This is a genomic window from Haladaptatus sp. SPP-AMP-3, assembly GCF_049568665.1.
GTDB classification, from domain to species: domain Archaea; phylum Halobacteriota; class Halobacteria; order Halobacteriales; family Haladaptataceae; genus Haladaptatus; species Haladaptatus paucihalophilus.
This window is the reverse complement of record NZ_CP145897.1, coordinates 1,079,077-1,102,918: the sequence shown is the minus strand read 5'-3', so window position 1 is coordinate 1,102,918 and position 23,842 is coordinate 1,079,077. Positions and strand designations below refer to the sequence as shown.

Here is a 23,842-nt window from a genome sequence, read left to right as displayed (position 1 = left end):
AAGAAGGACGTTACAACCGCGACAGCACCGCTTCCGTCACGTCCTCGGTGGTCGCGTCGCCGCCGAGGTCCGGCGTCCGCGGCCCGTCCGACAGCACGGATTCGACGGCCGCCCTGACCGCCGCTCCGTCCCCGTCGTAGCCCAGGTGCTCCAGCAACATCGCCGCCGAGAGCATCGTCGCGGCGGGGTTCGCCACGCCCTCGCCCGCGATGTCCGGGGCGGTGCCGTGGACCGGTTCGAACAGGGCGTTGTCCGGGCCGATGTTCGCGGAGGGAAGCAAGCCCAAGCCGCCCACCAGTCCCGCGGCGAGGTCGGAGAGCACGTCGCCAGCGAGGTTCGGACAGACGATGACGTCGTACTCTTCGGGGCGCAAGCAGAGGTGCGTCGCCAGCGCGTCCATCAGCATCTCGTCGTGCGGGACGCTGTGAACGTCCGCAACGCGGTCCACCGTGTCGCGGAACACGCCGTCCGTCTCGCGCATCACGTTGGCCTTGTGGGCGATGGTGAACGACTCCTCGTCGCGCCCCTCGACGTACTCGCACGCGAACCCGGCGAGCCGTTCGGAGGCGGATTCGGTGACGACGCGGGTCAACGTCGCCATATCGTCGCTCAGCCGCGATTCGTGCCCCGCGTAGACGCCCTCCGTGTTTTCGCGGAGGAACACGAGGTCCGTCTCGGGGCGAAGCGCGTCGGTACCGGGGTAGGCCCGCGCGGGACGCACGTTGACGAACGAGTCCACCACGCTCCGAAGCGGGAGGATGACCTCGGCTGCCGTCTCGCCCGCCGCTCCGAACAGGGTCGCGTCGGATGCCGCGACGAGCGTCCGGGTTTCGTCCGGGAGCGCTTCGCCGGTTTCTTGCTTCACGGCGTCGCCCGCGTCACCTTCCACGAACTCGAACTCCGGTCCGACGGCTTCGAGGACTCGCCGTGCCGCTGGTACTACTTCCTGTCCGATTCCGTCGCCGGGGATGACCGCGATTTGTTCGCTCATTGTTCGACGTAAGGGAGGTTCTCGGCCGTTTTCTCGATTTCCGCTTCGTTCGACTTCATCAGCGCCGTCGTGTCCCAGACGCCCTCCACGAGCGCCTGCCGCTGGGCGTCGTCCACGTTCGCCTGGACGGTTCGGTCGTCGTAGCGGACCGTCTCGTCCGCCACGTCGACTTCGATTTCGGCGTCGGGGTTCTCCTCGACGAAATCCTGTAACGCCTCGACCGTCTCGGCGTCGGCGGTGACGGTCGGAATCCCCAGCGCCAGACAGTTGCCCGCGAAGATTTCGGCGAAGCTCTCGCCGACGATGGCGTCGATGCCCCACCGCGCGAGCGCTTGCGGGGCGTGCTCGCGCGAGGAGCCACAGCCGAAGTTGGCGTTGACGACCAGTATCGACGCGCCTTCGTGTTTATCCTCGTTGAACGGGTGCGGTTCCGGATTGTCCTCCGAGTCGAACCGCTGGTCGAAGAACGCGAACTGGCCCAACCCGTCGAAGGTGACGACCTTCATGAACCGCGCCGGGATTATCTGGTCGGTGTCGATGTCGTTGCCGCGCACGGCGATTCCGGTTCCGGATTCGTGCGTGATTTCGTCGGTCATGCGCTCGCCACCTCCGGCAGTTCGCGCACGTCGGTCACTTCGCCGCGAATCGCGGCGGCCGCGACCATCTCCGGACTCATCAGGACCGTCCGTCCGTCGGGACTGCCCTGTCGTCCCACGAAGTTACGGTTCGAGGAGGACGCACTGGCCTCGTCGCCCGTGAGTTGGTCGTCGTTCATGCCGAGACACATCGAACAACCGGCACCGCGCCAGTCGAATCCCGCTTCGCGGAAGACGTCGTCCAAGCCTTCCTCCTCCGCGGCGGCCTTCACGCGTTGGCTGCCGGGGACGACCATCGCCCGCACGTCGTCGTGGACCTCGCGTCCCTCGACGACCGCGGCCGCCCGTCGCAAGTCCGGCAGTCGGGCGTTCGTACAGGAGCCGACGAACGCCACGTCGATGTCGTAGCCCGCCATCGTCTCGCCGGGTTCCACGCGCATGTGTTCCTGTGCCTGCCGCGCCGTCTCCCGCTTGTCTTTCGGTAGGTCCTCGGGGTCCGGAATCGGTTCCGTGATACCGACGCCCTGTCCGGGCGTCGTCCCCCACGTCACCATCGGTTCGAGTTCGTCGCCGTCGATGACCACCTCGTCGTCGTAGGTCGCGTCCTCATCCGAGCGGACGGACTCCCAGTAGGATTTGAGTTCCTCGAATTTTTCAGGATTATCCGCGAAGGCGTCAGTCTCGCGCAGGTACTCGTACGTCGTCTCGTCGGGGTTGACGTAGCCCGCGCGAGCGCCGCCTTCGATGGACATGTTGCAGATGCTCATCCGGCCTTCCATGTCCAAATTCTCGATGGCTTCGCCCGCGTACTCGTAGACGTAGCCGACGCCGCCGTCGGTCCCGAGGCGGCGGATGATTTCGAGGACGATATCCTTCGCCGAGACGCCCTCGCCGAGTTCGCCCGTGACGCGAATCCGACGAACCTTCTGTTTCTCCATCGCTATCGTCCCGGTGGCGAGCACGTCCCGAATCTGGCTCGTCCCGATGCCGAACGCCAGCGCGCCGAACGCGCCGTGCGTCGCGGTGTGGCTGTCGCCGCAGACGATGGTCATACCGGGTTGGGTCAACCCCTGCTCCGGCCCGATGACGTGAACAATTCCTTGGTCGCCCGACTTCGGGTGCGAGAAGTCGATACCCGCCTCGCGGACGTTCTCCTCCAGTTCGGACATCATCTCCTCCGCGGCGTCGTCGCTGTAGGGGCGCGACTGGTCCGCGGTCGGGACGATGTGGTCCACCGTCGCGTGCGTGTTCTCCGGGTACGCGACCTCCATGTCGCGCTCCTCCAGCATCCCGAACGCTTGCGGACTCGTCACCTCGTGGACGAGGTGCAGGCCGACGAACAGCTGGGTTTGGCCCGTCGGCAGGTCCGTCACCCGGTGTCGGTCCCACACCTCGTCGTAGAGCGTTCCCTCGCTCATCGGTACTGTACCCGGAACTCGTGGCCGCGTTCGAAGACGCCCGCCGAGTCACCCGCTCCCGCGGGCGCTTCGTGCTCGATGTCGGCCATCGTCTTCGTCTCCTCGTCGTTCGATTCGTGGTCCCCGCCGTCCGCGACGACCCTGCCGCGGCTGAACACGCGCGTCATCGCCCCTTGGTCGGCGAAGGGGTGGACGTGGCTTATCTCTCCCATCGTTTCCGGACCATCGCTGCTCACGGTTTCACCGTCGTCTCGCGGCGTTGCCGCTCGACTGTCCGCGGAACGGTGTTCCGCGCTATTCGCTTTTCGATGTTCCTCCGGAACATCGCTAGTCATCTGCTGTCACCCGCTCTTGTTCCTCTTCCTTGGATTCCGATTCCTCGTCTTCCGTCTCCGACCACGAGAACAGTTGGCGGAGACGGTCCCCGACCTCCTCGATTTCGTGGTTCTTCTCGGCCTTTCGCTTCTGGCGGTACGACGGGCGTCCGGCCTGGTTCTCGACGATCCACTGCTGGGCGAACTCGCCGTTCTGCACCTCTTCGAGCACCTGCTCCATCTTCTCGCGGGCGTGGTCGTCCACGACGACCTCGCCGCGGGTCAGACCGCCGTACTCGGCGGTGTCGGAGACCGAATCCCACATCTCGCCGAGGCCGCCCTCGTACATCAGGTCCACGATGAGTTTCATTTCGTTCAGGCACTCGAAGTAGGCCATCTCGGGCGAGTAGCCCGCGTCCACGAGCGTCTCGTAGCCCGCCTTGATGAGTTCCGTGACGCCGCCGCAGAGGACGGCCTGCTCTCCGAACAGGTCGGTTTCCGTCTCCTCTTGGAACGAGGTTTCGACCACGCCCGCGCGGGTGCAGCCGATGGCTTTGCCGTAGGCGAGTGCTTCCTCTTTCGCCTCGCCGCTTGCGTCCTGATAGACCGCGAGCAGGCCGGGCGTCCCTTCCTCGGCTTGGTAGTTCCGGCGGACGAGGTGGCCCGGCGACTTCGGTGCGATCATCGTCACGTCCACGTCTTCCGACGGTTCGATTTGACCGTAGTGGATGTTGAAGCCGTGAGCGAACTGCAGGGTGTCGCCGGGTTCGAGTTCGGACTCGATGTCGGCGTACACGGCGGGTTGCACGGTGTCCGGCACGAGCACCGAGACGACCCGCGCCTCGCTGGCCGCCTCCTTCGGGGTCGCAACTCGGAGTCCGTCGGCCTCCGCCGCCTTTCGGGACGAGGAACCTTCCCGCAAGCCGACCACAACGTCCACCCCGCTGTCCGCGAGGTTCTGGGCGTGGGCGTGGCCCTGACTGCCGTACCCGAGTACGGCCACCGTCTTGTCGTTCAGATAGCTGTCGTCCGCGTCGTCGTCGTAGTATATCGTCGCGTCGTAGTGATCAGTCATTGTTGTAATCTTCAATTTTCGGTCGTGTCGGTCGTCTCACTGTCCTCCGCGCCGTGGGGGTCCTCGGGCGGTTGGGTGGAGTGGCCCGGTTCCTCGCCGGGCGTCGTCGGCGTGTCGCCGCGAGCCAACGCGGTCTGGCCGGTTCGGGCGATTTCGATGATGCCGAACTGGCGGAAGGCGTCCACCGCGTCGTCTATCTTCTGCTCGTCGCCCGTTATCTGGACCGTGATGGTCCGCGGTCCGGCGTCGAGCGTTTGGCCCTCGTACATCTGGGTGATGGCGTGCACCTCGTCGGGCCTGTCGCCGCGGACCTTCAGGAGCACCAACTCGGCTCGGACGGCCGGGTCGTCCACCTCGCCCACCTGAATGACGGGCTTGAGCTTCGCCAGTTGTTTCTCCACTTGGTCGATTCCGGATTCCGTCTCCTCGACCACGAGCGTGATTCGCGCGTGGCCGTCCACCGTCGTCGGGCCGACGGTCAGGCTCTCGATGTTGAACCGCCGCCGGGAGAACAACCCGGAGACGCGCGAGAGGACGCCCGGTTCGTGTTCGACCAGCGCGGAGACGACGGCGGTTCGCCGTCGCGGTTCCGCCTCCGCTTCCGGGTCGATTCGGATGCCCTGTTCGTTCCGGCGACCGTCGGGATGCGGTCGGTCGTCGGGCGCGGTGCCGGGCATTCCTCCGGACGGGTTCTGTGCGGACTGGTCGTCCGTCGCGTCTTCCCCGCTCATAGTTGGTCCTCCGAGAGGGCGAATTTGCCGTTGGCACCGCCGCTCGGAACCATCGGATAGACGTTCGTGCCGGGGTCGACGTGGAAGTCGATGACCGACGGGCCGTCGTAGGCCAGCGCTTCCTCGATGGTGTCGGCCACCTCGTCGTAGTCGTCCACGGCGAAGCCCTTCGCGCCGAACGCTTCGGCCAGCTTGTCGAACTCGGGACACCAGTCGTACTCGGCGGCCATCCGCCGTCCCTCGAAGAAGGCGTCCTGCCACTGGCGAACCATCCCGATGTACTCGTTGTTCAGGATGGCGACGGTGATGTCGAGGTTCTCCCGAACAGCCACGGAGAGTTCCTGCATCGTCATCTGGAAGGAGCCGTCGCCGTCGATGCAGACGACCTGCTGGTCGTCGTCCGCTGCTCCGACGGCTTCGTCGTCTCCGCCTCGCTGGCTCTTCGACCCAGCGTCCGCCGCGAACCGAGCGCCGATTGCGGCGGGGAGACCGTAGCCCATCGTTCCCAGACCGTGGCTGGACACCCACGTTCGCGGACTGCGGTACGTCCAGAACTGCGCGGCCCACATCTGGTGCTGGCCGACGCCGGTCGTGACGATAGCGTCGTCGTCCGTCGCCTCGTCCAACGCCTCGACCACGAACTGCGGCTTCAGCGGCTCGTCCTCGGGAGTGTCGTAGGTCAACGGGAACTCTTCCTTCCACGACGAGCACTGCTCGCGCCACGTTCCCCAGTCGTTCGTGTCCACGGGCGACACTTCCGCATCGACCTGTTCGATGACCGTCCCCGCGTCGCCGACGAGCGGATAGTCCGCGTGGACGTTCTTCGAAATCTCGGCCGGGTCGATGTCGATGTGAACGACCTCCGCCTCGGGCGCGAAGGTGTCCACGCCGCCGGTCAGTCGGTCGTCGAACCGGCAGCCGACGGCTATCAGCACGTCACAGTGCGTGACGGCCATGTTTGCGTAGCCGGTGCCGTGCATGCCCGCCCACGACAGACAGAGGTCGTGGTCCTCGGGCATCGACCCGATGGCGGGCATGGTCGTCACGACGGGAATGCCGTGCTCGGTGGCGAACTGCCGCGCCTCCTCGCACGCATCGCCCTTGACCACGCCACCGCCGAACAGGAGCAACGGTTTCTCCGCGCCCTTGACGGCTCGCGCCGCGGCGGCGACGGCGTCGGACTCCGCTTCGGTTTGCGGCGAGTAGGTGTCCGGCGTTTCCGTGCGGCCGGGTTCGGCGTCGGTCTCGGCGAGCGTCGCGTCCTTCGGCAGGTCCACGAGCGTCGGCCCGGGGCGGCCCGTCTCGGCGAGCGCGAACGCCTCGCCGACCATATCCCCAACCGTGTCCGCGTCGCCCACGAAGTAGTTGTGCTTCGTGATGGGTGCCGTGACGCCCGTCGTGTCCGTCTCCTGGAAGGCGTCGGAGCCGACCATGCCGGAGGGGACCTGTCCCGTCAGAGCGACCATGGCGTCCGAGTCCATGTTGGCGTCGGCGATGCCCGTGACGAGGTTCGTCGCCCCCGGCCCGGACGTCGCCAGACAGATGCCCGGTTCGCCCTTGACGACGCCGTAGGCGTCCGCCGCGTGGGACGCGCCCTGTTCGTGGGCCATCGTCACGTGGTGGATGTCCGAGTCGAACAGCGCGTCGTAGACGGGCATGATGGCCCCGCCCTGCACGCCGAACATGGCTTCGACACCGGCGGCCTCCAGCGTCGAGACGAGCGACTGTGCGCCCGTCGTGGGTTCGTCCGCGGTCGGCTCGGTTGCGTTCGGTTCGTTCGAATCGGTCGTCGCCGATTCGGTCGGTTCCTCCGTCGGTTCCGTGGCGTTCGCTTCCCCCTCGTCCGCGTCGCGGGAAACGGGGTGGACCGTGCGTTCGCTCACGAATCCGCCACCTCGGTTCGGTCGGTGTTCGTCGGTCGATACTGGTCTGATTGCGGTCGTGTGCCTGTCATCGATATGCGCGTATGCGTCGTGCTGTTGGGTTGCGATTCGTTCCGGTTCGGGGGTGAGAAGAGGTGAGGGGTAGCTAGACCCCTACAATAATGCGTACGCGCTCCACGGCCGCAACGCTCGACGCTTGCGAACCGCGGGTCGAACGTCGTCGTGGCATCTGTGTTAACACCGTTCGCGTTGCGACCAAAATAGCCCTTACGTGCCGGGCAATTATTGCGCGGTCGGGGTGGCCGCGGCTCACGGCGGGTGGGAAAGCGGCGGAAGGCCATGGTTACGCGTTCGCCTCCTCGCTAGAATCGACGCCCAGTTCGCGGGCGAATCGTTGTACGTCGCTCACCGTCACGCGGTTTTTCTCCGCGCCGCGGTCTTTGACCCGGCGCGTAATCTGTCGGACCTCGGCGTCGGTCGGGGCGAACCCGGACTGACGGAGGTGTTTCCGTACCGCGTGGGTTCCGGTGTGTTTGCCGAGGACGAACTCGCGTCGCGCCCCGACCATCTCCGGTTTCATCACGCCCGTCTCGAACGTGTCGCTGTTCTCAATGACGCCCGCGGCGTGAATGCCGCTCTCGTGGGCGAACGCGTTCGCGCCCACGACCGGTTTGTTCACCGGAACGTCCACCGCGCTGTACTCCGCTATCGTGTCCGACAGCTCGGTGATGCGTTCCGTGTCGATTCCTGTATCGACCCCGTAGACGCTCTCGACGGCCATGACGACCTCCTCGAACGCCGCGTTTCCGGCGCGTTCGCCGATGCCGTTGACGCTGACCTGCACTTGGTCCGCGCCCGCCTCGACTCCGGCGATGGCGTTCGCGGTCGCCATGCCGAAGTCGTCGTGCGTGTGCACGTCGATGCGAGCGTCGGTGTGCTCTCGGACGTGGGACACCAAGTCGGCGAACCGACTCGGCGTGCCGACGCCGCAGGTGTCGGGGATGTTTATCCACTCGGCACCCGCCTCGCTGACGGCCTCGACGATTTCGGCCATGTAGTCGGGGTCCGTCCGCGTCGCGTCCATGGGCGAGAACATCGGAATCGCGCCCGCGTCGGCGACCCGTTCGACCGCTTTCACGGCACGGGCGGTCACGTCGTCGCGCGTCGTGTGCATCGAATCCTCTATCTGCACGTCGCTGGTCGATGCGAAGACGTGCACCATCTCCGCGCCGGTGTCCAGCGCGGTTTCCACGTCGCCGTCGACGATTCGTGCCAACGCACAGGTCGTCGCGCGGGTGGACGCCGCGATGTCGCGGACGGCCTCGAACTCGGCGTCGCCGTTCGCCGGGAAGCCCGCCTCGATGACGTGGGTCCCCATCTCGTCCAGCGTCGCCGCGATGTCGCGTTTCTCGTCCGGCGTAAACGAGGTGCGCGGCGTCTGCTCCCCGTCGCGGAGCGTCGTGTCGAAAATTCGAACTGATTCAATCTCGTCGGTGTGGGCTAACGTGCCCTCGAAGAACTCGACCCCCCCTGTTAGGGGTCATGTCGTTGTGTGACATTGTACTCGATTGAAGTGGCGACCTCCTATTTAAGCGTGGTGCTTAGACAGGTCCTTTCAAACGAACTGAATATCGAAAATCGCCGACGACGGGTCGTAATCGCATGCCATCAACGGGTTGGCATGACCTTAAATACACTAAATCAGATAAGAGGTGATTTAATTCGGACAGGTGACTTAGTTCGGTCGCTGCGCTTCGCCGCTACTCCAACTCCACCGCGATTTCGTTCCGGCGCATGAACGGCGGCGTCCACGGGTCGTCGTAGCGCAGGAGGAACGGGTCGCCCGTCGGCGTCAGGTCGTGCGCCGAGAGCGTGTCGAACAGCCGCCGTCGGTTATCGGCGACCCGTCCGTCCGTCGCGTACCACGAAAACGGGCGAACGGCGAGGGTCCGGGCTTCGATGGGTTCGATGGTTACGGCCTCGTCTTCCGGTTCCGGCGCTCCCTCGGCGGTGTACTCGCCGGGGAGGAAAAACGCCATTTCCATCCTTCCGTCCGACGACTCGGACGCGACGGGTGCGGTCATGGCTATCTTCTCCCGTCCGGTCGAAACCGGCGCGGTCATCTCGATTTCGTCCCGCGAACGGTTGTTGCCCTGAATGTAGCGGAACAGCCGTTGGAAGGCTTCCCCCTGATTGTCCGCGGTCGTTTTGGCGACCACCGCATCGGGATACCGTCGAATCTCCACGCCATCGACGTGGAGGGCGGTCGTGTACGGCACTCGGTCGGTCGTCCGCCGGGTGTAGGCACCCCACCCCACCCACGCCGCACCGAGCGCGGCGACGGTTCCGAGGGCGAGCGCGGCGGATTTCGTGATGTTTCGTGCCATCGTATCGCATACGACAGCGACCGGCAAGTAGCTACTCCCCCCGTCGTTGGGATTCGAACGGTGGGGTCGGGAGGCGGCGGTCGGCGGAGGCCCGCCATCCCTCCCGACACAACACGAATGGCGATGGGCGGCGTGAAGCCCGTATGAACATCGACCTGTACGATTCGCTGGACGGGCAGGTCGCGCTCGTCACGGGCGCGAACCGCGGCATCGGCGAGGAGATAGCGACGCGACTCGCCGAACTCGGCGCGACGGTGTACGCCGGGGCGCGCGACCCGGACGCCGTGACGGCACCCGACCAGCGGGCGGTCCGTCTCGACGTAACCGATGAGGCGACGATTCGGGATGCCGTCGGGACGATTGCGGACGAAGCGGGGCGACTCGACGTGCTCGTCAACAACGCCGCGACGTACGGCCCGACGGGAAAGCTGGACTCGCTCGACGGCGAGACTATCGAGACGACCCTTCGGACGAACCTTCACGGACCGATGTTCGTCACGAAACACGCGCTGCCGTTGCTGACCGACCGCGATGGCGCTCGCGTCGTCACCCTTTCGAGCGGGTCCGGACAGTTCGACGGCGGCATCGACACCGGTCACCTCCCCTACGGCGTCTCGAAGGCGGGCGTCAACGCGTTCACCGACGCGCTTTCGACGCAGTACTCGAACCTCCTCGTCAACGCCGTCTGTCCCGGATGGGTGCGAACGGAGATGGGAGGGTCCGGCGCGCCTCGGAGCGTCGAGAAGGGAGCAGAAACGCCGGTGTGGTTGGCGCGCTTCGAACCCGGAGGTCCCAGCGGGAAACTGTGGCGGGACCGGAGCGTCATCGAGTGGTAGTACGGCATCGAGTGGTTGTTGCGGTCGGGCGAACTCGAGTGCTAGACAATCTCTCGGTTGCACAACGATTATTATATTCGCCAAAATACGTGATGATACACCCGGACCGAATCCGAGTGATCATCATGACCATTGCCACCCAATCGCGCCCGATGCGCTCCGTTCTCTTCGAGAGCGGCGTGTCCGCGGTTGGGGTTTCCGTGTGGAAGGGCCGGTATGGCTCTTCCAAAGGGAATCGTTCCCGCGGACGCGACGGGTGGTATGGTGTCGCCGATGGTCACCTTCGGTCCACACCCACGCTCGTCGCGTAAGGCGGACGCCGCTGCCAGCGACGGCGGGTGCTTTCTTCGATTTCACCGAATCGAGAGAGACCCCGTTCCGCGTGGGTTCGGGCCGCTATCGGCTCGGTTCACCCTCGTTTTCGTCCCGGCATCGGCGTTCGTTTTCGTGACGGCGTAGTGTCGGGTGTCGAACACCTCACGGGCGTCGTGGCCGGAACGGGCACGCGTCCGCGAGCGTCCACGCCGTGATTCGTCCTCGGACGAATCCCGTGAGAGGCGTCGCTGTCGAACGGTTCGAGCCGCCGTCGGCTGCACCGACGCGCCTCGCCCCATATCATCCCACCCCGTTCCACCGCTCCCGTCGGGTAGTGGTCTACCCCACGCCGCGGTCCATCGGTTTCGATGGGTCGCGGATGACGACGCGTTCGAATCGCGCGGGAGTAGTATGCCACAGGCACTCCATGCAGTGACGGTCACTGCCGAAGTCACGGTGTTGGTCCCGCGAGGAACAGACGGCACCCTCACGACGGCGGCACGGGACGCGCTCGCGGCGATCGACCGGGTTCGGGGCGTTCACGACGTCGCACACGCCGGATTCCGCCCTCGGGCCACGGACATCGAAATCGATGTCGTCGCGGAACTGACGGTCGGCGAGGCGCGCGACCGTGAGGACATCGCGGCCGCTCTCCGGGACGGGTTCGGCGTTCGAGCGGTCACCGTGACCGCGGTCGAGAAGGGTCGATAGATGCTCAGTGGAGTTCGACGATGCCGTAACCGCGGACGACGACGGTGTAGCCGCCGTACTCGAACTCGACGCTCGTCGCGGTCGATGGACGGCCGTCGTAGGTGGGTTCGAAGAAATCGTCCAGCGCGTCGGGGTCGATACGCTCGTAGAGGGGAACGATGTCCGTCAGACTCACGTCGTCCTGTTCCGCGATGGCGCGGATGACCGTCTCACTCACCCGCTCTCCCTCTCGGACGGTGAACTCTCGCGGCGGTTCGTTCGTCGGTACCGTCGGTTGTGGGGGAGTCAGTTGGTTTCCCGGAGACATAGTTCGGCTACTGTTTGGTGGCAACGACGGCATATAAAAACCTCACGAAATAATCCCGGGAGCAATATATAGTCTATATATCTATGGAAGGCTGGCGTGACAGAACGGTTTTCCGACAGCTCAGAAAACCCACTATTTTGCATAGATATATACCGCATAGAATCGCCAAGATTAGTATGGAATCTGGATTAACCGACGAGGATTTCAGACAAATCAAACGATTCGCACAGACGCCGCGCCACGAGCGAACGCCCGACCTCCTCTGTGACGTCGAGTCGCGGGAGTCGGAATCCGAAACGGAAGACGGACGGGACCAGAAGCGAGAAGCGTAACGGAACGGAAACTCTCTGATCGAAACCGGGGACCTATCCTTTGCTCGCCCGACTCGCCGGGTCGTCGGTCTCGGCTTCGATGGGTGCTCGAATGAGGTTGCCCCACTCGGTCCACGACCCGTCGTAGTTGCGCACGTCCTCGAAGCCCAGCAGTTCGTGGAGCGTAAACCACGTTATCGAGGAGCGCTCGCCGATACGACAGTAGGTGACGACGCCGCTGTCGCCCGTGATGTCGTACCCTTCGTACATCGCCTCGAGTTCCTCGCGGTCCTTGAACGTCCCGTCGTCGTTCAGGTTCTCGCTCCACGTGATGTTCGTCGCGCCGGGGATGTGACCCGCCCGCTGGGCGGTTTCAGGGCTTCCCTCCGGGGCGATTTTCTCGCCCCGATATTCGGCTTCCGACCGGACGTCGACGAGCGGCAGGTCGAGTTCTATCGCGTCCTCGACCCCTTCGCGGTAGATTCGAAGGTGGTCGAACGGGCCACCGGCCTCGTAGTCCGTCTCGGGGTACGTCGGCTCCTCGCCGCTCGTCGGATAGTCGTTTTCGAGCCAGTACTCTCGGCCGCCGTCGAGCAGGTACACGTCGTCGTGGCCGTAGTATTTGAACTGCCAGTACGTGTAGGCCGCCCACTGGTTCGATTCGTCTCCGTAGAGGACGACCGTGCTGTCGTCGGCGATGCCGCGTTCGCCCATCATCTCGGCGAAATCGTCCTTCTTCAGGATGTCGCGCTGGAAGGAATCCTGTAGGTGCGGACCCCACCGGAACCCGATAGCGCCGGGGATGTGCGTCTCGGCGTAGGACTCGTCGTAGTCGATATCCGCCTCCACGAGGCGGTAGTCCGGGTCGTCGCTCCCGAACTCGTCGAGGTGCTCTTCGACCCACTCGGCCGTGACGAGAACGTCGTCCCGCGCAGTCTCTGACATACGTCCGGACCGTCTTCTTATTTCCACTTAGGAATGACGGGCACGTTACCGCGCGATGGTACGTTCGACGCGTGGACGGCTAGCCGATGACGTTCCGCGGTATCCACGTTCCGCGGTCGGTCCGTTCCATCGGGAGCACGGGGTCGCCGCCGCGGAGTTGCGGTCGAATCCAATCGTGCGTTTCCACGGTTCCATCCCGGATTTCCGTCCCGCCGTCGGCGACGGGCGTTATTCCCACGTCCCGAATCGCGGCCACTTCGACCGTTCCTTCGAACTCCCGGATGCCCTCGAACGCGATGAACCGGCCGGTGTCGCCGCCCCACGTCAGTCCGACTGCGGCGAGCGCGCCGATAACGCCGTCGCCGGTGCCGCCGTACTCGTCGAGAAAGAGTCCGACTTCCTCGGCCAGCGCGTACGCGTCGCCCTTTTCCAACACGTCGTTCTGGGCCGATTCGCCGAATCGCCGAACCGCCTCGGTGACGTCCGCCCGAAACGCCACGCACAGTCCGGGGTCGGCGTTCGGAGCCTGCACGGTTTCGAGGTAGTCACCGGCGAGCGCCGTCACGGCCTCGACCGACGGTTCAGCGGGACAGTCGAAGACGAGACACGCCGCGCTGTTGTGGGTCGTGTACGGGACGCGCGGGTCCACCAGCAGTTGTTGTCGGACGCTCCCGTACAGCTCGATGCCGTCGATTTCGTCGGCCAGTCGGGTCGCCAACCGCCGACTGACTTTCCCGGTGCCGAGTTCGCTGTCGAGGTCGTCGGTGTCGTCGATGGCGACCAGCAGTTGCATGGTCGTCCATTACACCCGAGTTCCTAACGATTATGGGTTCGCGGTGAGTTCGTTGTACCGATGGAGAAACAACGGTCGCGACGGCGGTTTTTGCGGCGGACGCTCCCCGGCACGCTCGGCGTGTCGCTGCTCGCGGGCTGTTCCGGGTCGAAGGGAACGGACACGACGACTTCGACCGACGCGGATAGCTCGAAAGGAACGGGCACGACGACAGAATCCGAGTCGGAGTCGGGGTCGGAAGGTGCAGGCGGCGACACGCGGACCGTGACGGACGCCGCCGGACGGGACGTGACCGTTCCGGCGAGCGTCGAGCGCGTCGTCGGGTTGGGGCCGGGTGCGCTCCGGTTCATCACGTATCTGGGCGCGACGGACCGCGTGGTCGGCGTCGAGCGACTGGAGACGAAGAACGAGAAACGCCCGTTTCGGCCGTACGTTCTCGCCCACCCCGAACTCCAGGAGCGCCCGTCCGTCGGGTCTCGAAAGAGTCCCGACCCGGAGTTGCTCCTCGAACGCGACCCGGACCTGGTTGTCCGGGCCTACGCGAGCGCCAAAAAGGCCGACGGCCTGCAGAGCAAACTCGACACGCCGGTCGTCAGCATCAATCCGGGCGATTTGAACGACGCCCTTCGCCCCGACTTCTACGACTCGCTCCGACTCGTCGGCGAGGTGCTGAACGAGAAGCAACGCGCGGACGAACTCGTCTCGTACACGAAAGAGACGATTTCGGACCTGAAAGGGCGGACGGAGGGCGTTTCGACCCCGCCGAAAACCTACGTCGGCTATCTCGGCCGGGGAAAACACGGTTTGCTGTACACGCAACCGGAGTACCCGCCGTTTTCCTTCGTCGGGACGAACAACGTCGCGGGCGACGTGACGGACGGGTTGAAGAAAAAGAAGGGTGCACCGCGCGTCACCATCGACGCGGAACAACTCATCAAGTGGGACCCCGAGTACGTCTTCGTGGATTTGGGGACCGAATCCTACGACGACCTCTCGAAATCGAAGTACGAATCCATCGCCGCCGTCGAGGAGGGCAACGTGTTCGGCGTCTTCCCGACGCGCGATTACTCAATCAACTTCGGGACGGCGCTGGCTGACGCCTACGCCGTCGGGACGGCATGTTTCCCCGACGGGTTCGGCGACGTCGACCCGGCGAAGAAGGCGGACGCCATCTACGAGCGGTTCGTCGGCAAGTCGGTGTACGACGAAGCGGCGGCGGCGTACGGCGACGGATTCGGTCGGATGAACGGCGGCCAGTGAGGAATCGATACGAGATGGAAGAATCGGTGGAACCGGCGGTCCTCTCCCGGTACCGCAAACGGACGCGGAGAAAGCTCGCGTTCATCGTCGGTCTCGGCGCCGCGCTCGTCGTCGTGGCCGGGTACGCGCTCGTCTCCGGCCCGATTTCGGTGCCGCTCTCGGAACTACCGTCGATACTCCTCGGGCGGTCGTCGGGCGTCCACGCGACCGTCATCTGGAACATCCGATTGCCGCGAATCGTCGCCGCGGTCGGCGCGGGCCTCGGCCTCGCCATCGCGGGTGCGGTCCTCCAGAGCGTGCTCCGGAATCCGCTGGCCTCGCCGTACACCCTCGGCATCTCGCAGGCAGCGTCGTTCGGCGCGGCGTTCGCCATCATCGTCCTCGGAACCGGAGCGGTGCGGGACAGCGGGACTACAGTGCTCCTGCACAATCCCTACACGACGACGGTCTGTGCGTTCCTCGCCTCGCTCGGGTCCACGGGGTTCGTCCTCGCCGTGGCGAAGTACAAGCGGGCGTCCGCCGAAACCCTGCTCCTGACCGGCATCGCGCTCGCGTCGCTGTTCACGGCCGGAACGACCGCGATGCAGTATTTCGCCACGAACGTCCAACTCGCCACGCTCGTCTTCTGGAAGTTCGGCGACGTGGGAAGCGCGACGTGGAAATCGAACGCCTTCCTCTGGCTTTGCGTCGCCCTCGCCACGCTCTACTTCGTTCGGAACGCGTGGGAGTACAATCTGCTCGACGCGGGCGACGAAACCGCTCGAAGCCTCGGCGTCAACGTCGAACGTACGCGTCTGTCCGGGATGGTGGTCGCGTCGTTCCTGACGGCCGTCGTCGTCTCGCTGTTCGGCATCATCGGCTTCGTCGGCCTCGTCGTCCCACACATCGTCCGGCGACTCGTCGGCGGCGACGAGCGATTCCTGATTCCCGCGTCCTGTCTCGGCGGGGGTGCCCTCCTCCTCGCGTCCGATACGGCGGCCCGGACGCTCCTCTCGCCCATCGTCCTGCCCGTCGGCATCATCACGTCCTTCATCGGCGTCCCGCTCTTCGTCTACCTCATCGTCAACGGGAGGGACCACTGGTGAGCATCGAACTTGACGGACTGGCGGTCGGGTACGACGGGACGCCCGTCCTCGAAGACGTGACGCTCGGCGTCGAACCGGGCGAGGTGCTCGCCGTCCTCGGCCCGAACGGCGTCGGCAAGAGCACGCTTCTCAGGACGATTCTCGGCCTGCAGTCGCCGATTCGCGGGAGCATCGCGCTCGACGGCGACTCGCTTTCCGACCTCTCCCGCGACGAAATCGCGCGGCGCGTCGGCTACGTGCCACAGCAGGAATCCACGACCGTCCCGTCCACCGTGTTCGACGCGGTGTTGATGGGGAGAAAGCCGTACCTCGATTGGCGGCCGACGGAGGAGGACAAGCGGCGCGTCGCGGCGGTGCTCGACTCGCTCGACATCACCGAGTTGGCGATGCGGAACCTCCACGAACTCAGCGGCGGGCAGCGCCAGAAGGTCATGCTCGGCCGCGCTCTCGCGCAAGACCCGTCGTCGCTCGTCCTCGACGAACCGACGAGCGACCTGGACATCCGGCACGAACTCGACGTGCTCGAACTCGTCCGGCGGGTGAGTCGGGAGGGAAACGCCGTCGTCTACGCCATGCACGACATCAACCTCGCCGCGCGGTACGCGGACCGGTTCCTGTTGGTCGCCGACGGCGAAGTCGTCGCTCTGGGCGATGGGTCCGTGCTGACGCCGGAACACGTCGAACACGCGTTCGACGTTCCGGTTCGACTCGTCGAGGACGAAACCCCGATTCTCGTTCCCGAACGTGGCCGAGACTGACTCTCTTTCGCCGATTGCCCCGCCTTTCCGCGCTCAGGCCGTCCCCTCGAACCGGAGCACGTCGATGTCACTTCCGGTGTCGGGGTCGCGCTCGGCGACGACCGAAAGCGTCTCCCGAGCGAGGGTTTCGGTGTCGTCCAGGCTCGCCTCCGCGTCGGCGTCTTCGAGGCGGCCGTACGCGACGGACGCGCCGCTCCCGAGCGCGGTGGCGTCGGACGCCAACACGAGACCGTCGCTTCCGATTTCGCGGAGGGCCGCGTTGCCGTCGGAGTCGGTCCCCGCGACCAGTCCATCGACGCCGATTTCGCCCGCGAGGTCGGCCGCCGTTCGCGCGATTCGGTCGATGTGAACGGGTTCGTCGCGTTCGAGGCGGTCCCCCCGAAGCTCGGAGTCGAAGCGTCGGTCGAACTCCTCGATGGCTCCGACGTCCCCCGCGACAGCGGCGGCGGCGTCGTCGTAGTCGAACACCCGCCGAACCGCGTCGGAGCGAACCGTGCCGTCCACGGTCGCTCGTCGGTCGCCCGCGAGAACGGCCCCGCCGTCGCATCGGATTCCAAGTACGGTTGCCATGGGGGAGCAACGCGACGGAGCGAAAAGAGGGTTATCGCCGTCCGGTCCGACCTACGCTCGGACAGCGGGGTGGCGACGGGTCCGGTAGACGCTCATCGACGCGATGGAGAGCGAGATGACGAGCGCGACGATGGCGCTGATGACGAACAAGGGGTAGTACCCCGTCACCTCGGCCAATCCGGCGAACAGCACCGGCCCGGCGGCGCGACCGAGGAACGTCGTGCTGTTGCGCAGGCTCAAGGCCCCGCCGCGAAGTCCGGCCGACACGAGGTCGCTGATGGCGGCATCGACGGCGGGCATGGAGAGGCCGAGGCCAGCGCCCAACACGAGCATCGTCGCCGCGATGAAGACGGGCGACGGGGCCAACCACGCGCCGAACAGTCCGACCGCGTAGCAGGCGAATCCGGCGGCGATGAGGCCGTAGTTCGAGGCGTACTGGGCGAACCAGCCGTTCTTCGCGGAGACGACCACCGAGGAGATTTCGGTGACGGACAACACGAGTCCGATGGCGAACGCCGACATGCCGAAATCGCCCGCGAGGAGGAACGGCAGAATCGTGAGCACCGTGCCGAACAGCAGGAGTTCGGTCATGCACGCCGCGCCGTAGCAGACGAGCGCGTCGGGACCGCTCAGGACGCTCGCGGCGCGGCGGAGGTACGCGAGACCCTTCGAATCGCGTTCGTGGTCCGGCTCTTCGAGGTGTCGAACCGCGTAGAGTGCGAGCGGCAGGCCGAGCAGGTAGGCGACGTACGGCACGTTCCACGAGACGGTGGCGAGCGCCCCGCCGACGATGGGAAAGAGTCCGGCCCCCGCGGAGAGGACCGCGTTGTTCATCCCGAGAACGGTGTTCCGTTGCGTGCCCTCGAACGAATCCCCGATGAGCGTGACGGTGGTGATGAAGATGCCCGCCGCGGCGGTGCCGCCGATGGTCCTGAGCACCAGCACGGCCTCGTAACTCGGTGCGACGGCGATGGCGCCGCCCGAGAGGCTGAAGGCGACGAGGCCCCAGATGAGGACGGCCCGCCGTCCGATTCGGTCGGCGAGCATGCCGATGAATGGCGACAGGAAGATACCCGTCAGGAAGTACGTGCTGATGAGTAGGCTCGCTTGCGCGTCGGTGATGCCGAACGCGTCGCGGAACGCGGGGAGCGTCGGGCTGATGAGCGGCACGCCGAGCGGCGCGAGGAGCGTGGCCGCGAGCACGATTTGCACCGTCGGCAGTTGCCACGGCGACGTCGATTTCTCGTTTTCCCCCCGATTCCTCGGTGCGGATGGCTGTGACGATGGCATGGTCCCCTACCTCGTGGTGCGTGCTACCACACCATCTGAGACGCCGCGGAGGAAGTTAGCCACATCCCTTCCTTCCGGTGGTCTGTCGTGTCTCGCCCGTGTCCCGGCCGTCAATCGACGTAGGTGCTGACCAACTTCGCTTCGATTCGCTGGAGGCGTTCGCTGACGGTGCCGGTCGTGAGGCCGAGTTCGTCCGCGAGTTCCCGATGGGTCGTCTCCCGCGGCACCTCGTAGTAGCCCTCCCGGACGGCGAGGTCGAACAACGTCTCCTGTCGCTCCGTGAGGATGGACGACAGTTTTCCCGTGTCGGGTTCGTACTCGCCCATCCGTTCGAGTCGGAGGGAGATTCCCTCGGGAATCTCCGCGGCCGCACGGCGAATCGCCTCGCTGGTTCCCAGGACCGTGAGTTGCAGGCCGCGCTCGCTGTCCGTGTCGATGTACCGCATCGGCCAGTCGAGGACGATCTGCTGCTCGCGAAGGATGGTCAGGAGGTCGTCCACCAACCCGGTGGTTTGACAGTGGAGGTAGAGGACGCCACGGTCGTCCTCGCCCACGATATCGTATTCGACCGTTTCCGGCGAGTCGGCCAACAGCGCGCGCGCCACGTCGAGGTCGCCGTGCAGTTCGACGAACTCGACGTACCGGCCTTCGTACACCGGGCCGACGTACTGAACCGTTTCGACCGCCACGTCGTTCGTTCCCATCAGGAGGTCGTCGACGGGGTGGACGCTCACGCCCTCCCCCCACGTCAGGACGATGGTCGCGTACCGCATGTCGAGGTCGTAGTGCCCGGCAGTATTTAAACACCCCTAGGATGATGGGAAACAGACATAGACGGCCGGGGCGACAACTATCGGGTAAGGATGAGTAGCGACACACCCCCCGCAACCGGAGAGACGCCGCCCGGACCGGACGGACTGCCGATAGTCGGAACCCGACTCGAATTTATCCGCGACCCGTTCGGCTTCATGACCAGAACCGCCCGCGAGTACGGCGACATCGCCCACTGGGAGGAACTCGACGGGCCGATGTATCAGCTCAATCACCCGGACTACATCGAGCAGGTTCTCGTCCAGAACAACCAGAACTACATCAAGGGCGAGGGCTTCCAGCACATCCTCGGCCCCGTCCTCGGAAACGGTATCCTGAACAGCGAGGGTGCGGTGTGGCGGCGGAACCGCCACCTCATCCAGCCCGCGTTCCACCCCAAGGAGATACAGCGGTACTCCGAGATGATGACGGATTTCACCGAGGAGGCGCTCGAAACGTGGGAGGACGGCGAGACCCGGCTCGTCCACGAGGACATGATGGAAGTGACGCTGAAAATCGTCGCTCGGGCGCTGTTCGGCGTCGACATCGACGACGAGGTGGACACCATCGGGTCGGCGCTGGAGGAGTTCATGCTCGGCACCGAGAACCTCGCCAACTTCATTCTGCCGCCGAAGGTTCCCACGCCGTCGCGGATGCGCATCAAGGACGCGCGCGAAAAACTCGATGGCGTCGTCTACCGGATGATTCGGGAGCGGCGCAACGACGCCGACGGGGAGGGCGTCATCTCGACGCTCCTCTCGGCCACCGACGAGCACGGGAACCCCATGAGCGACGAGCAGATTCGGGACGAGGTGGTCACGCTCCTCCTCGCCGGGCACGAGACGACGGCGCTCTCGCTGACGCTCACGATGTACGCCCTCGCCCAGTACCCCGAAGTGGAGAGGAAACTCGTCGCCGAACTGGACGAGGTGCTCGACGGCGAGACGCCGACGATGGAGGACGTCTCCGAGCTGACCTACACCGAACAGGTCGTCAAGGAGTCGATGCGCCTCTACCCGCCGGTGCCGGGCATCGTCCGCGAAGCGACCAAACCAGACATCATCGGCGGCTACGAGATTCCGGCGGGCGCGACGGTGCAGATGAACCAATGGGTCGTCCACCGCGACCCGCGCTGGTACGACGACCCGCTCGCCTTCCGTCCGGAGCGCTGGACCGACGAGTTCGAGAAGTCGCTCCCCAAACTCGCGTACTTCCCATTCGCCGCGGGACCGCGGCGCTGTATCGGCGACCGCTTCGCCATGCTCGAAGCGCGTCTCCTGCTCGCCACCATCTACCAGCAGTTCCACATCGAACTCGCGCCCGAGGCCGAACTGGACCTGATGGCGACCATCACCGCCCGCCCGAAGAAGGAGATTCCGATGACGGTCCACCGCCGCTCGGACTGAGGACGGGAGCCGAGCGGGACGATTCCTCCCGATAGTTCAGCGAAATTGGAAAACGTACATGGCCGTCCGCGGCGATTTCATTTCTATGACGTGGAAACCGGACAGGGGATTGCAGGCACGGATGGTCGCCACGATGGGACTCATCGTCTGCTTCGCGGTCGCCATCCCGGTCACGGTCTGGTTCATCGCCACGCAAACCGCCCGGTTCGTCGCGCTGTTCACGGGGACGACGATGACCGCCGTTCTCGTCATGGGCGGGTTGGCGAGCGGATTGAGCGCGCTCGGGTTCTACTGCATCGAGCGCTACGCGAACAGCGACCTGACGGACTACTCGGACGACGAGGACGCCGACCCGGTAGTCGCGGACGTTCCGGCGAACGTCGAGTCGCGCGCGACCAAAATCGCCAGCCAGCTGTCGGTGCCGCGGCTGGACATCGAGTGCCGAAGCTCGAACGTCCCGACGGCGTACACGACCGGCTATTCGCCCGAGAGCGCGACCATCGTGGTGACCACGGCGCTGCTCGATGCGCTCTCGCCCGACGAACTCGAAGCCGTATTAGCACACGAGTTCGCCCACGTCCGCCACCGGGATTTCCTCGTCGTCACCCTCGCGTCGGTTCCCCTGCGAATCGCGTTGCGGGTGCGCCGATACGCTGACAGACACTGGGCGCTCGACGCGGAGCGGGGTGCCCACCCGCTCGTCGGGCTGTTTTTCGCCGCCTCGTTCGCGCTCTCGGCCGCGTTCAGTTTCGTCGGGCGGCTTCTCCTCGCGCTCCTATCGCGGTACCGCGAACTCGCGGCCGACCGAGGCGCGGTTCGAATCACCGGGAATCCGGGGGCGCTCGCGTCGGCGCTCCGAACGCTGTACGACGCGACGGCCGCGCGACCCCCGACGGACATGCGGGACGCCTACGACATCCCGCCGGAGCGCGCCATCGTCCCTCTCTCCATCGCGACCGACGCGGAGGCGGCGGCATCGGGGACCGCCGACACGCCGTGGCTGGCGACGCATCCGCCGCTCGAAACGCGCCTCGAACGGCTGCACGCGGTGGCCGACGGATTCGAGAACGGGAGGGCGGAGAACTGATGTACCGCGCCGTGCGACGGGAGACGTAACGATGGACGATGCGACGCCACGGGCGACGTTCGACGCACAATTCGTCGCCGACGACGTCACGTTCGACGCGCGGGACGTGCAATTGCTCCGGGCGATAGACGAGGAGGGGTCGCTCAACGCGGCCGCGACGGCGCTCGGTCGGTCGTACGCACACGCGCAGCGTCGAATCGTGACCTTGGAGGAGGGTTTCGGACCGCTCGTCCGCCGGGAACGCGGCGGGTCGTCCGGCGGCGGCAGCACGCTGACCGACGGGGCGCGCCGACTCCTCCAGCGGTTCCGCCGACTCACGGCGGAGTCCTCGGGGCTCGCCGAGGTGGACGAGACGGTGCTCGCCGGGAGCGTCACCGAGCGGGACGGCGAGTTCGGACTCGTGGAAACCGACGTGGGAATCGTCCGGGCGCTCGTCCCGGCGGACACCGACGCGGTGGAGGCCTGCATCCGCTCGGACGTGGTGACGCTGTACAGTCCGGTCGCCGCGCCGACCGGCGACGCGACGAGCGCCAGAAACCAGTTTTCGGGGACGGTTCGGTCGGTCGAGGAAGGGGAGCGAATCGCCCGCGTCGCGGTCGATGCGGGCGGCGAGACGCCGTTACGGGCACTCGTCACGACCACGAGCGTAGAGCGGTTGGGGTTGGAATCCGGGGCGGACGTCGTCGCCTCGTTCAAGGCGACGGCGACGCGGGCGGTTCCGGCGGGAACGGAATCCGACCCGTGAACTCAGTTACCGTCCACGATGTCGAAACACAGGTCCGCGAGCCGTTTCGAGGACTGTTCCCACGAATAGCGCTCCGCGACCGCCCTGCCTTGGGTCGCGAGGCGGGTCCGTAACTCGGGCGAATCGACGACCGTCGCTATCGCGTCGGCGATGGCGTCCGGGGACTCCGGGGGGACGAGCAGGGCGGTTTCGCCGTCGATGGCGTACTCCGTGACCCCGTCGACGGTCGTGGTAATGACGGGGGTGCCACACGCCATCGCCTCCATGTTGACCATGCCGAAGCTCTCGTAGTGGGAGGGCGAGCACACCACGTCCGCGGCGCTGTAGTAGCCGGGGAGGTCGTCGTGCGGCACCGACCCGACGATGGTGACTGACGACTCCACCCCGTGCCGTTCGATTCGCCGCTCCACCGCCTCGCGGTCGCCGCGACCGACGATGGACAGGTGCACGTCCTCGGTCCCCGCGCCGCGTCCCGCCGCGAGGGCGTCGATGAGGTCGAACAGGCCCTTGGATTCCACGAACCGGCCGACGAACAGCAGCGACGGCGCGTCACGCTCGAAGACGGGCGGCGCGTCGGGGTGGAACAGGTCGGTATCGACGCCGGGATAGACGATGCCATCCGGTTCGCGTCCCAACTCCTCGACGAACTCCGCGCTCGTCTGCACCGAATTCACTATCGAGTAGCTGTCGGACAGCAACCCGTGGGCGGTCGTTCCCAAGCCGGTTCGCTCGAACCCGTGGAAGACACGAACCACCGGCACGTCGAGGAGGTTCGAGAGGACGAGGTCGTCCAGATAGTTGTGGGTCACGAGCACGTCCAGCGTCTCGTTCATGTGCCGTATCGTCCCGTCGCGTATCGCGCCGAGGAGGGGAACGAGCGTCTCCGCGAGTCCGGGAAGCACGCGCGACGAGAGCGAATCGAGCGCGCCCGCCACCGACAGCGGGACGATTTCGGCGTCCGTCGTGCGCATCTTCGGCGTCAACTCACCGTTCTCCGTGTAGAGGTAGGCCGACTGGTGGGCGGACAGCGCGTCGAGGAGCTCCTGAACGTACATCACGACGCCGCCCGCGTCCCTCGTTCCGGCCTTCCGGTAGTACATGCCGATGCTCAACTCTTCCGCCCGCTCGTCCACCCGCCACCGCACGCCGCCGCTGTCGTGTTCCGTTTGCGGGGTTTCGACGCCGCGTTGGTGCAGTCGATTACCACTGCTCATTTAC

Annotated in this window: 25 protein-coding genes and 1 pseudogene; 9 read left to right on the top strand and 17 right to left on the bottom strand. The window is 65.8% G+C overall.

Annotated features, from left to right (window positions below; translation table 11 throughout):
- Positions 1 to 10: 10 nt before the first annotated feature.
- The 9 genes and pseudogenes from V5735_RS06395 to V5735_RS06355 form a co-directional block, all read right to left on the bottom strand.
- The gene (locus V5735_RS06395) at positions 11 to 991 is read right to left on the bottom strand and encodes an isocitrate/isopropylmalate dehydrogenase family protein (protein WP_423745591.1); all 981 of its coding nucleotides are present in this window, start codon (positions 989 to 991) and stop codon (positions 11 to 13) included.
- On the bottom strand, positions 988 to 1,587 hold the full coding sequence (leuD, locus tag V5735_RS06390; protein ID WP_423745590.1) for a 3-isopropylmalate dehydratase small subunit: 600 nt from the start codon (positions 1,585 to 1,587) through the stop codon (positions 988 to 990). The genes V5735_RS06395 and leuD overlap by 4 nt, the downstream gene beginning before the upstream one ends.
- Entirely contained in the window at positions 1,584 to 3,005 is a 1,422-nt protein-coding gene (gene leuC, locus V5735_RS06385; protein WP_423745589.1) for a 3-isopropylmalate dehydratase large subunit, read from the bottom strand. The genes leuD and leuC overlap by 4 nt, the downstream gene beginning before the upstream one ends.
- Complete coding sequence (locus tag V5735_RS06380) at positions 3,002 to 3,241, bottom strand: hypothetical protein (RefSeq protein ID WP_423745588.1); 240 nt, start codon at positions 3,239 to 3,241, stop codon at positions 3,002 to 3,004. The genes leuC and V5735_RS06380 overlap by 4 nt, the downstream gene beginning before the upstream one ends.
- A 91-nt stretch (positions 3,242 to 3,332) precedes the next feature.
- Positions 3,333 to 4,394 carry a ketol-acid reductoisomerase gene (gene ilvC, locus V5735_RS06375; RefSeq protein ID WP_423745587.1) on the bottom strand — a complete coding sequence of 354 codons (1,062 nt, stop codon included), beginning with the start codon at positions 4,392 to 4,394 and terminating at the stop codon, positions 3,333 to 3,335.
- An 11-nt stretch (positions 4,395 to 4,405) separates the two neighbouring features.
- Positions 4,406 to 5,125, bottom strand: a complete 720-nt coding sequence (gene ilvN / locus V5735_RS06370; RefSeq protein WP_423745586.1) for an acetolactate synthase small subunit — start codon at positions 5,123 to 5,125, stop codon at positions 4,406 to 4,408.
- Complete coding sequence (gene ilvB / locus V5735_RS06365; RefSeq protein WP_423745585.1) at positions 5,122 to 7,008, bottom strand: biosynthetic-type acetolactate synthase large subunit; 1,887 nt, start codon at positions 7,006 to 7,008, stop codon at positions 5,122 to 5,124. Before ilvB ends, ilvN begins: the two co-directional genes overlap by 4 nt.
- 343 nt (positions 7,009 to 7,351) lie before the next feature.
- Positions 7,352 to 8,536: pseudogene (locus tag V5735_RS06360) on the bottom strand (LeuA family protein); the annotation flags it as partial.
- Positions 8,537 to 8,768: 232 nt separating this feature from the next.
- Positions 8,769 to 9,395 (bottom strand): SOUL family heme-binding protein, encoded by a 627-nt coding sequence (locus V5735_RS06355; protein WP_423745584.1) that lies wholly within the window; start codon positions 9,393 to 9,395, stop codon positions 8,769 to 8,771.
- A 143-nt stretch (positions 9,396 to 9,538) separates the two neighbouring features.
- Between V5735_RS06355 and V5735_RS06350 the strand changes: the two genes are divergently transcribed.
- Positions 9,539 to 10,231 (top strand): SDR family NAD(P)-dependent oxidoreductase, encoded by a 693-nt coding sequence (locus tag V5735_RS06350; RefSeq protein ID WP_423745583.1) that lies wholly within the window; start codon positions 9,539 to 9,541, stop codon positions 10,229 to 10,231.
- Between the two features lie 353 nt (positions 10,232 to 10,584).
- Here V5735_RS06350 and V5735_RS06345 read toward each other — a convergent pair whose 3' ends face one another.
- A complete protein-coding gene (locus V5735_RS06345; protein ID WP_423745582.1) occupies positions 10,585 to 10,845 on the bottom strand; it encodes a hypothetical protein in 261 nt (86 codons plus the stop codon).
- Positions 10,846 to 10,957: 112 nt separating this feature from the next.
- Between V5735_RS06345 and V5735_RS06340 the strand changes: the two genes are divergently transcribed.
- A complete protein-coding gene (locus V5735_RS06340) occupies positions 10,958 to 11,257 on the top strand; it encodes a hypothetical protein (RefSeq protein WP_423745581.1) in 300 nt (99 codons plus the stop codon).
- A gap of 4 nt (positions 11,258 to 11,261) precedes the next feature.
- Here the strand turns inward: V5735_RS06340 and V5735_RS06335 are convergent, their stop codons facing one another.
- Positions 11,262 to 11,564: a HalOD1 output domain-containing protein gene (locus tag V5735_RS06335; protein ID WP_423745580.1), complete on the bottom strand. Its 303-nt coding sequence runs from the start codon at positions 11,562 to 11,564 to the stop codon at positions 11,262 to 11,264.
- Positions 11,565 to 11,740: 176 nt separating this feature from the next.
- On the opposite strand from V5735_RS06335, the gene V5735_RS06330 reads away from it, so the two are divergent.
- Positions 11,741 to 11,896: a hypothetical protein gene (locus V5735_RS06330; protein ID WP_423745579.1), complete on the top strand. Its 156-nt coding sequence runs from the start codon at positions 11,741 to 11,743 to the stop codon at positions 11,894 to 11,896.
- 33 nt (positions 11,897 to 11,929) lie between these two features.
- On the opposite strand, the gene V5735_RS06325 is transcribed toward V5735_RS06330, so the two are convergent.
- Both V5735_RS06325 and V5735_RS06320 read right to left on the bottom strand, forming a co-directional pair.
- On the bottom strand, positions 11,930 to 12,820 hold the full coding sequence (locus V5735_RS06325) for a sulfurtransferase (RefSeq protein ID WP_423745578.1): 891 nt from the start codon (positions 12,818 to 12,820) through the stop codon (positions 11,930 to 11,932).
- 79 nt (positions 12,821 to 12,899) lie between these two features.
- Entirely contained in the window at positions 12,900 to 13,613 is a 714-nt protein-coding gene (locus tag V5735_RS06320; RefSeq protein WP_423745577.1) for a hypothetical protein, read from the bottom strand.
- A gap of 60 nt (positions 13,614 to 13,673) precedes the next feature.
- On the opposite strand from V5735_RS06320, the gene V5735_RS06315 reads away from it, so the two are divergent.
- From V5735_RS06315 to V5735_RS06305, 3 genes are read left to right on the top strand one after another with little or no spacing between them, the layout of a single operon-like run.
- On the top strand, positions 13,674 to 14,873 hold the full coding sequence (locus V5735_RS06315; protein WP_423745576.1) for an ABC transporter substrate-binding protein: 1,200 nt from the start codon (positions 13,674 to 13,676) through the stop codon (positions 14,871 to 14,873).
- 14 nt (positions 14,874 to 14,887) lie between these two features.
- A complete protein-coding gene (locus tag V5735_RS06310) occupies positions 14,888 to 15,958 on the top strand; it encodes a FecCD family ABC transporter permease (RefSeq protein ID WP_423745575.1) in 1,071 nt (356 codons plus the stop codon).
- Complete coding sequence (locus V5735_RS06305) at positions 15,955 to 16,716, top strand: ABC transporter ATP-binding protein (protein WP_423745574.1); 762 nt, start codon at positions 15,955 to 15,957, stop codon at positions 16,714 to 16,716. The genes V5735_RS06310 and V5735_RS06305 overlap by 4 nt, the downstream gene beginning before the upstream one ends.
- A gap of 33 nt (positions 16,717 to 16,749) precedes the next feature.
- Here V5735_RS06305 and V5735_RS06300 read toward each other — a convergent pair whose 3' ends face one another.
- The 3 genes from V5735_RS06300 to V5735_RS06290 all read right to left on the bottom strand — a co-directional run bounded on the left by V5735_RS06300 (position 16,750) and on the right by V5735_RS06290 (position 19,349).
- Positions 16,750 to 17,286, bottom strand: a complete 537-nt coding sequence (locus V5735_RS06300) for a 20S proteasome subunit A/B (RefSeq protein ID WP_423745573.1) — start codon at positions 17,284 to 17,286, stop codon at positions 16,750 to 16,752.
- Between the two features lie 51 nt (positions 17,287 to 17,337).
- A complete protein-coding gene (locus V5735_RS06295) occupies positions 17,338 to 18,576 on the bottom strand; it encodes an MFS transporter (protein WP_423745572.1) in 1,239 nt (412 codons plus the stop codon).
- A 110-nt stretch (positions 18,577 to 18,686) separates the two neighbouring features.
- Complete coding sequence (locus tag V5735_RS06290) at positions 18,687 to 19,349, bottom strand: helix-turn-helix domain-containing protein (protein WP_423745571.1); 663 nt, start codon at positions 19,347 to 19,349, stop codon at positions 18,687 to 18,689.
- A gap of 90 nt (positions 19,350 to 19,439) precedes the next feature.
- Between V5735_RS06290 and V5735_RS06285 the strand changes: the two genes are divergently transcribed.
- From V5735_RS06285 to V5735_RS06275, 3 genes are all read left to right on the top strand, one after another.
- The gene (locus V5735_RS06285; protein ID WP_423745570.1) at positions 19,440 to 20,792 is read left to right on the top strand and encodes a cytochrome P450; all 1,353 of its coding nucleotides are present in this window, start codon (positions 19,440 to 19,442) and stop codon (positions 20,790 to 20,792) included.
- Between the two features lie 85 nt (positions 20,793 to 20,877).
- The gene (locus V5735_RS06280; RefSeq protein ID WP_423745569.1) at positions 20,878 to 21,879 is read left to right on the top strand and encodes a M48 family metalloprotease; all 1,002 of its coding nucleotides are present in this window, start codon (positions 20,878 to 20,880) and stop codon (positions 21,877 to 21,879) included.
- Positions 21,880 to 21,910: 31 nt separating this feature from the next.
- On the top strand, positions 21,911 to 22,624 hold the full coding sequence (locus V5735_RS06275; RefSeq protein WP_423745568.1) for a TOBE domain-containing protein: 714 nt from the start codon (positions 21,911 to 21,913) through the stop codon (positions 22,622 to 22,624).
- A 2-nt stretch (positions 22,625 to 22,626) separates the two neighbouring features.
- Here V5735_RS06275 and V5735_RS06270 read toward each other — a convergent pair whose 3' ends face one another.
- Entirely contained in the window at positions 22,627 to 23,838 is a 1,212-nt protein-coding gene (locus V5735_RS06270; RefSeq protein WP_423745567.1) for a glycosyltransferase family 4 protein, read from the bottom strand.
- Between the last annotated feature and the right edge of the window lie 4 nt (positions 23,839 to 23,842).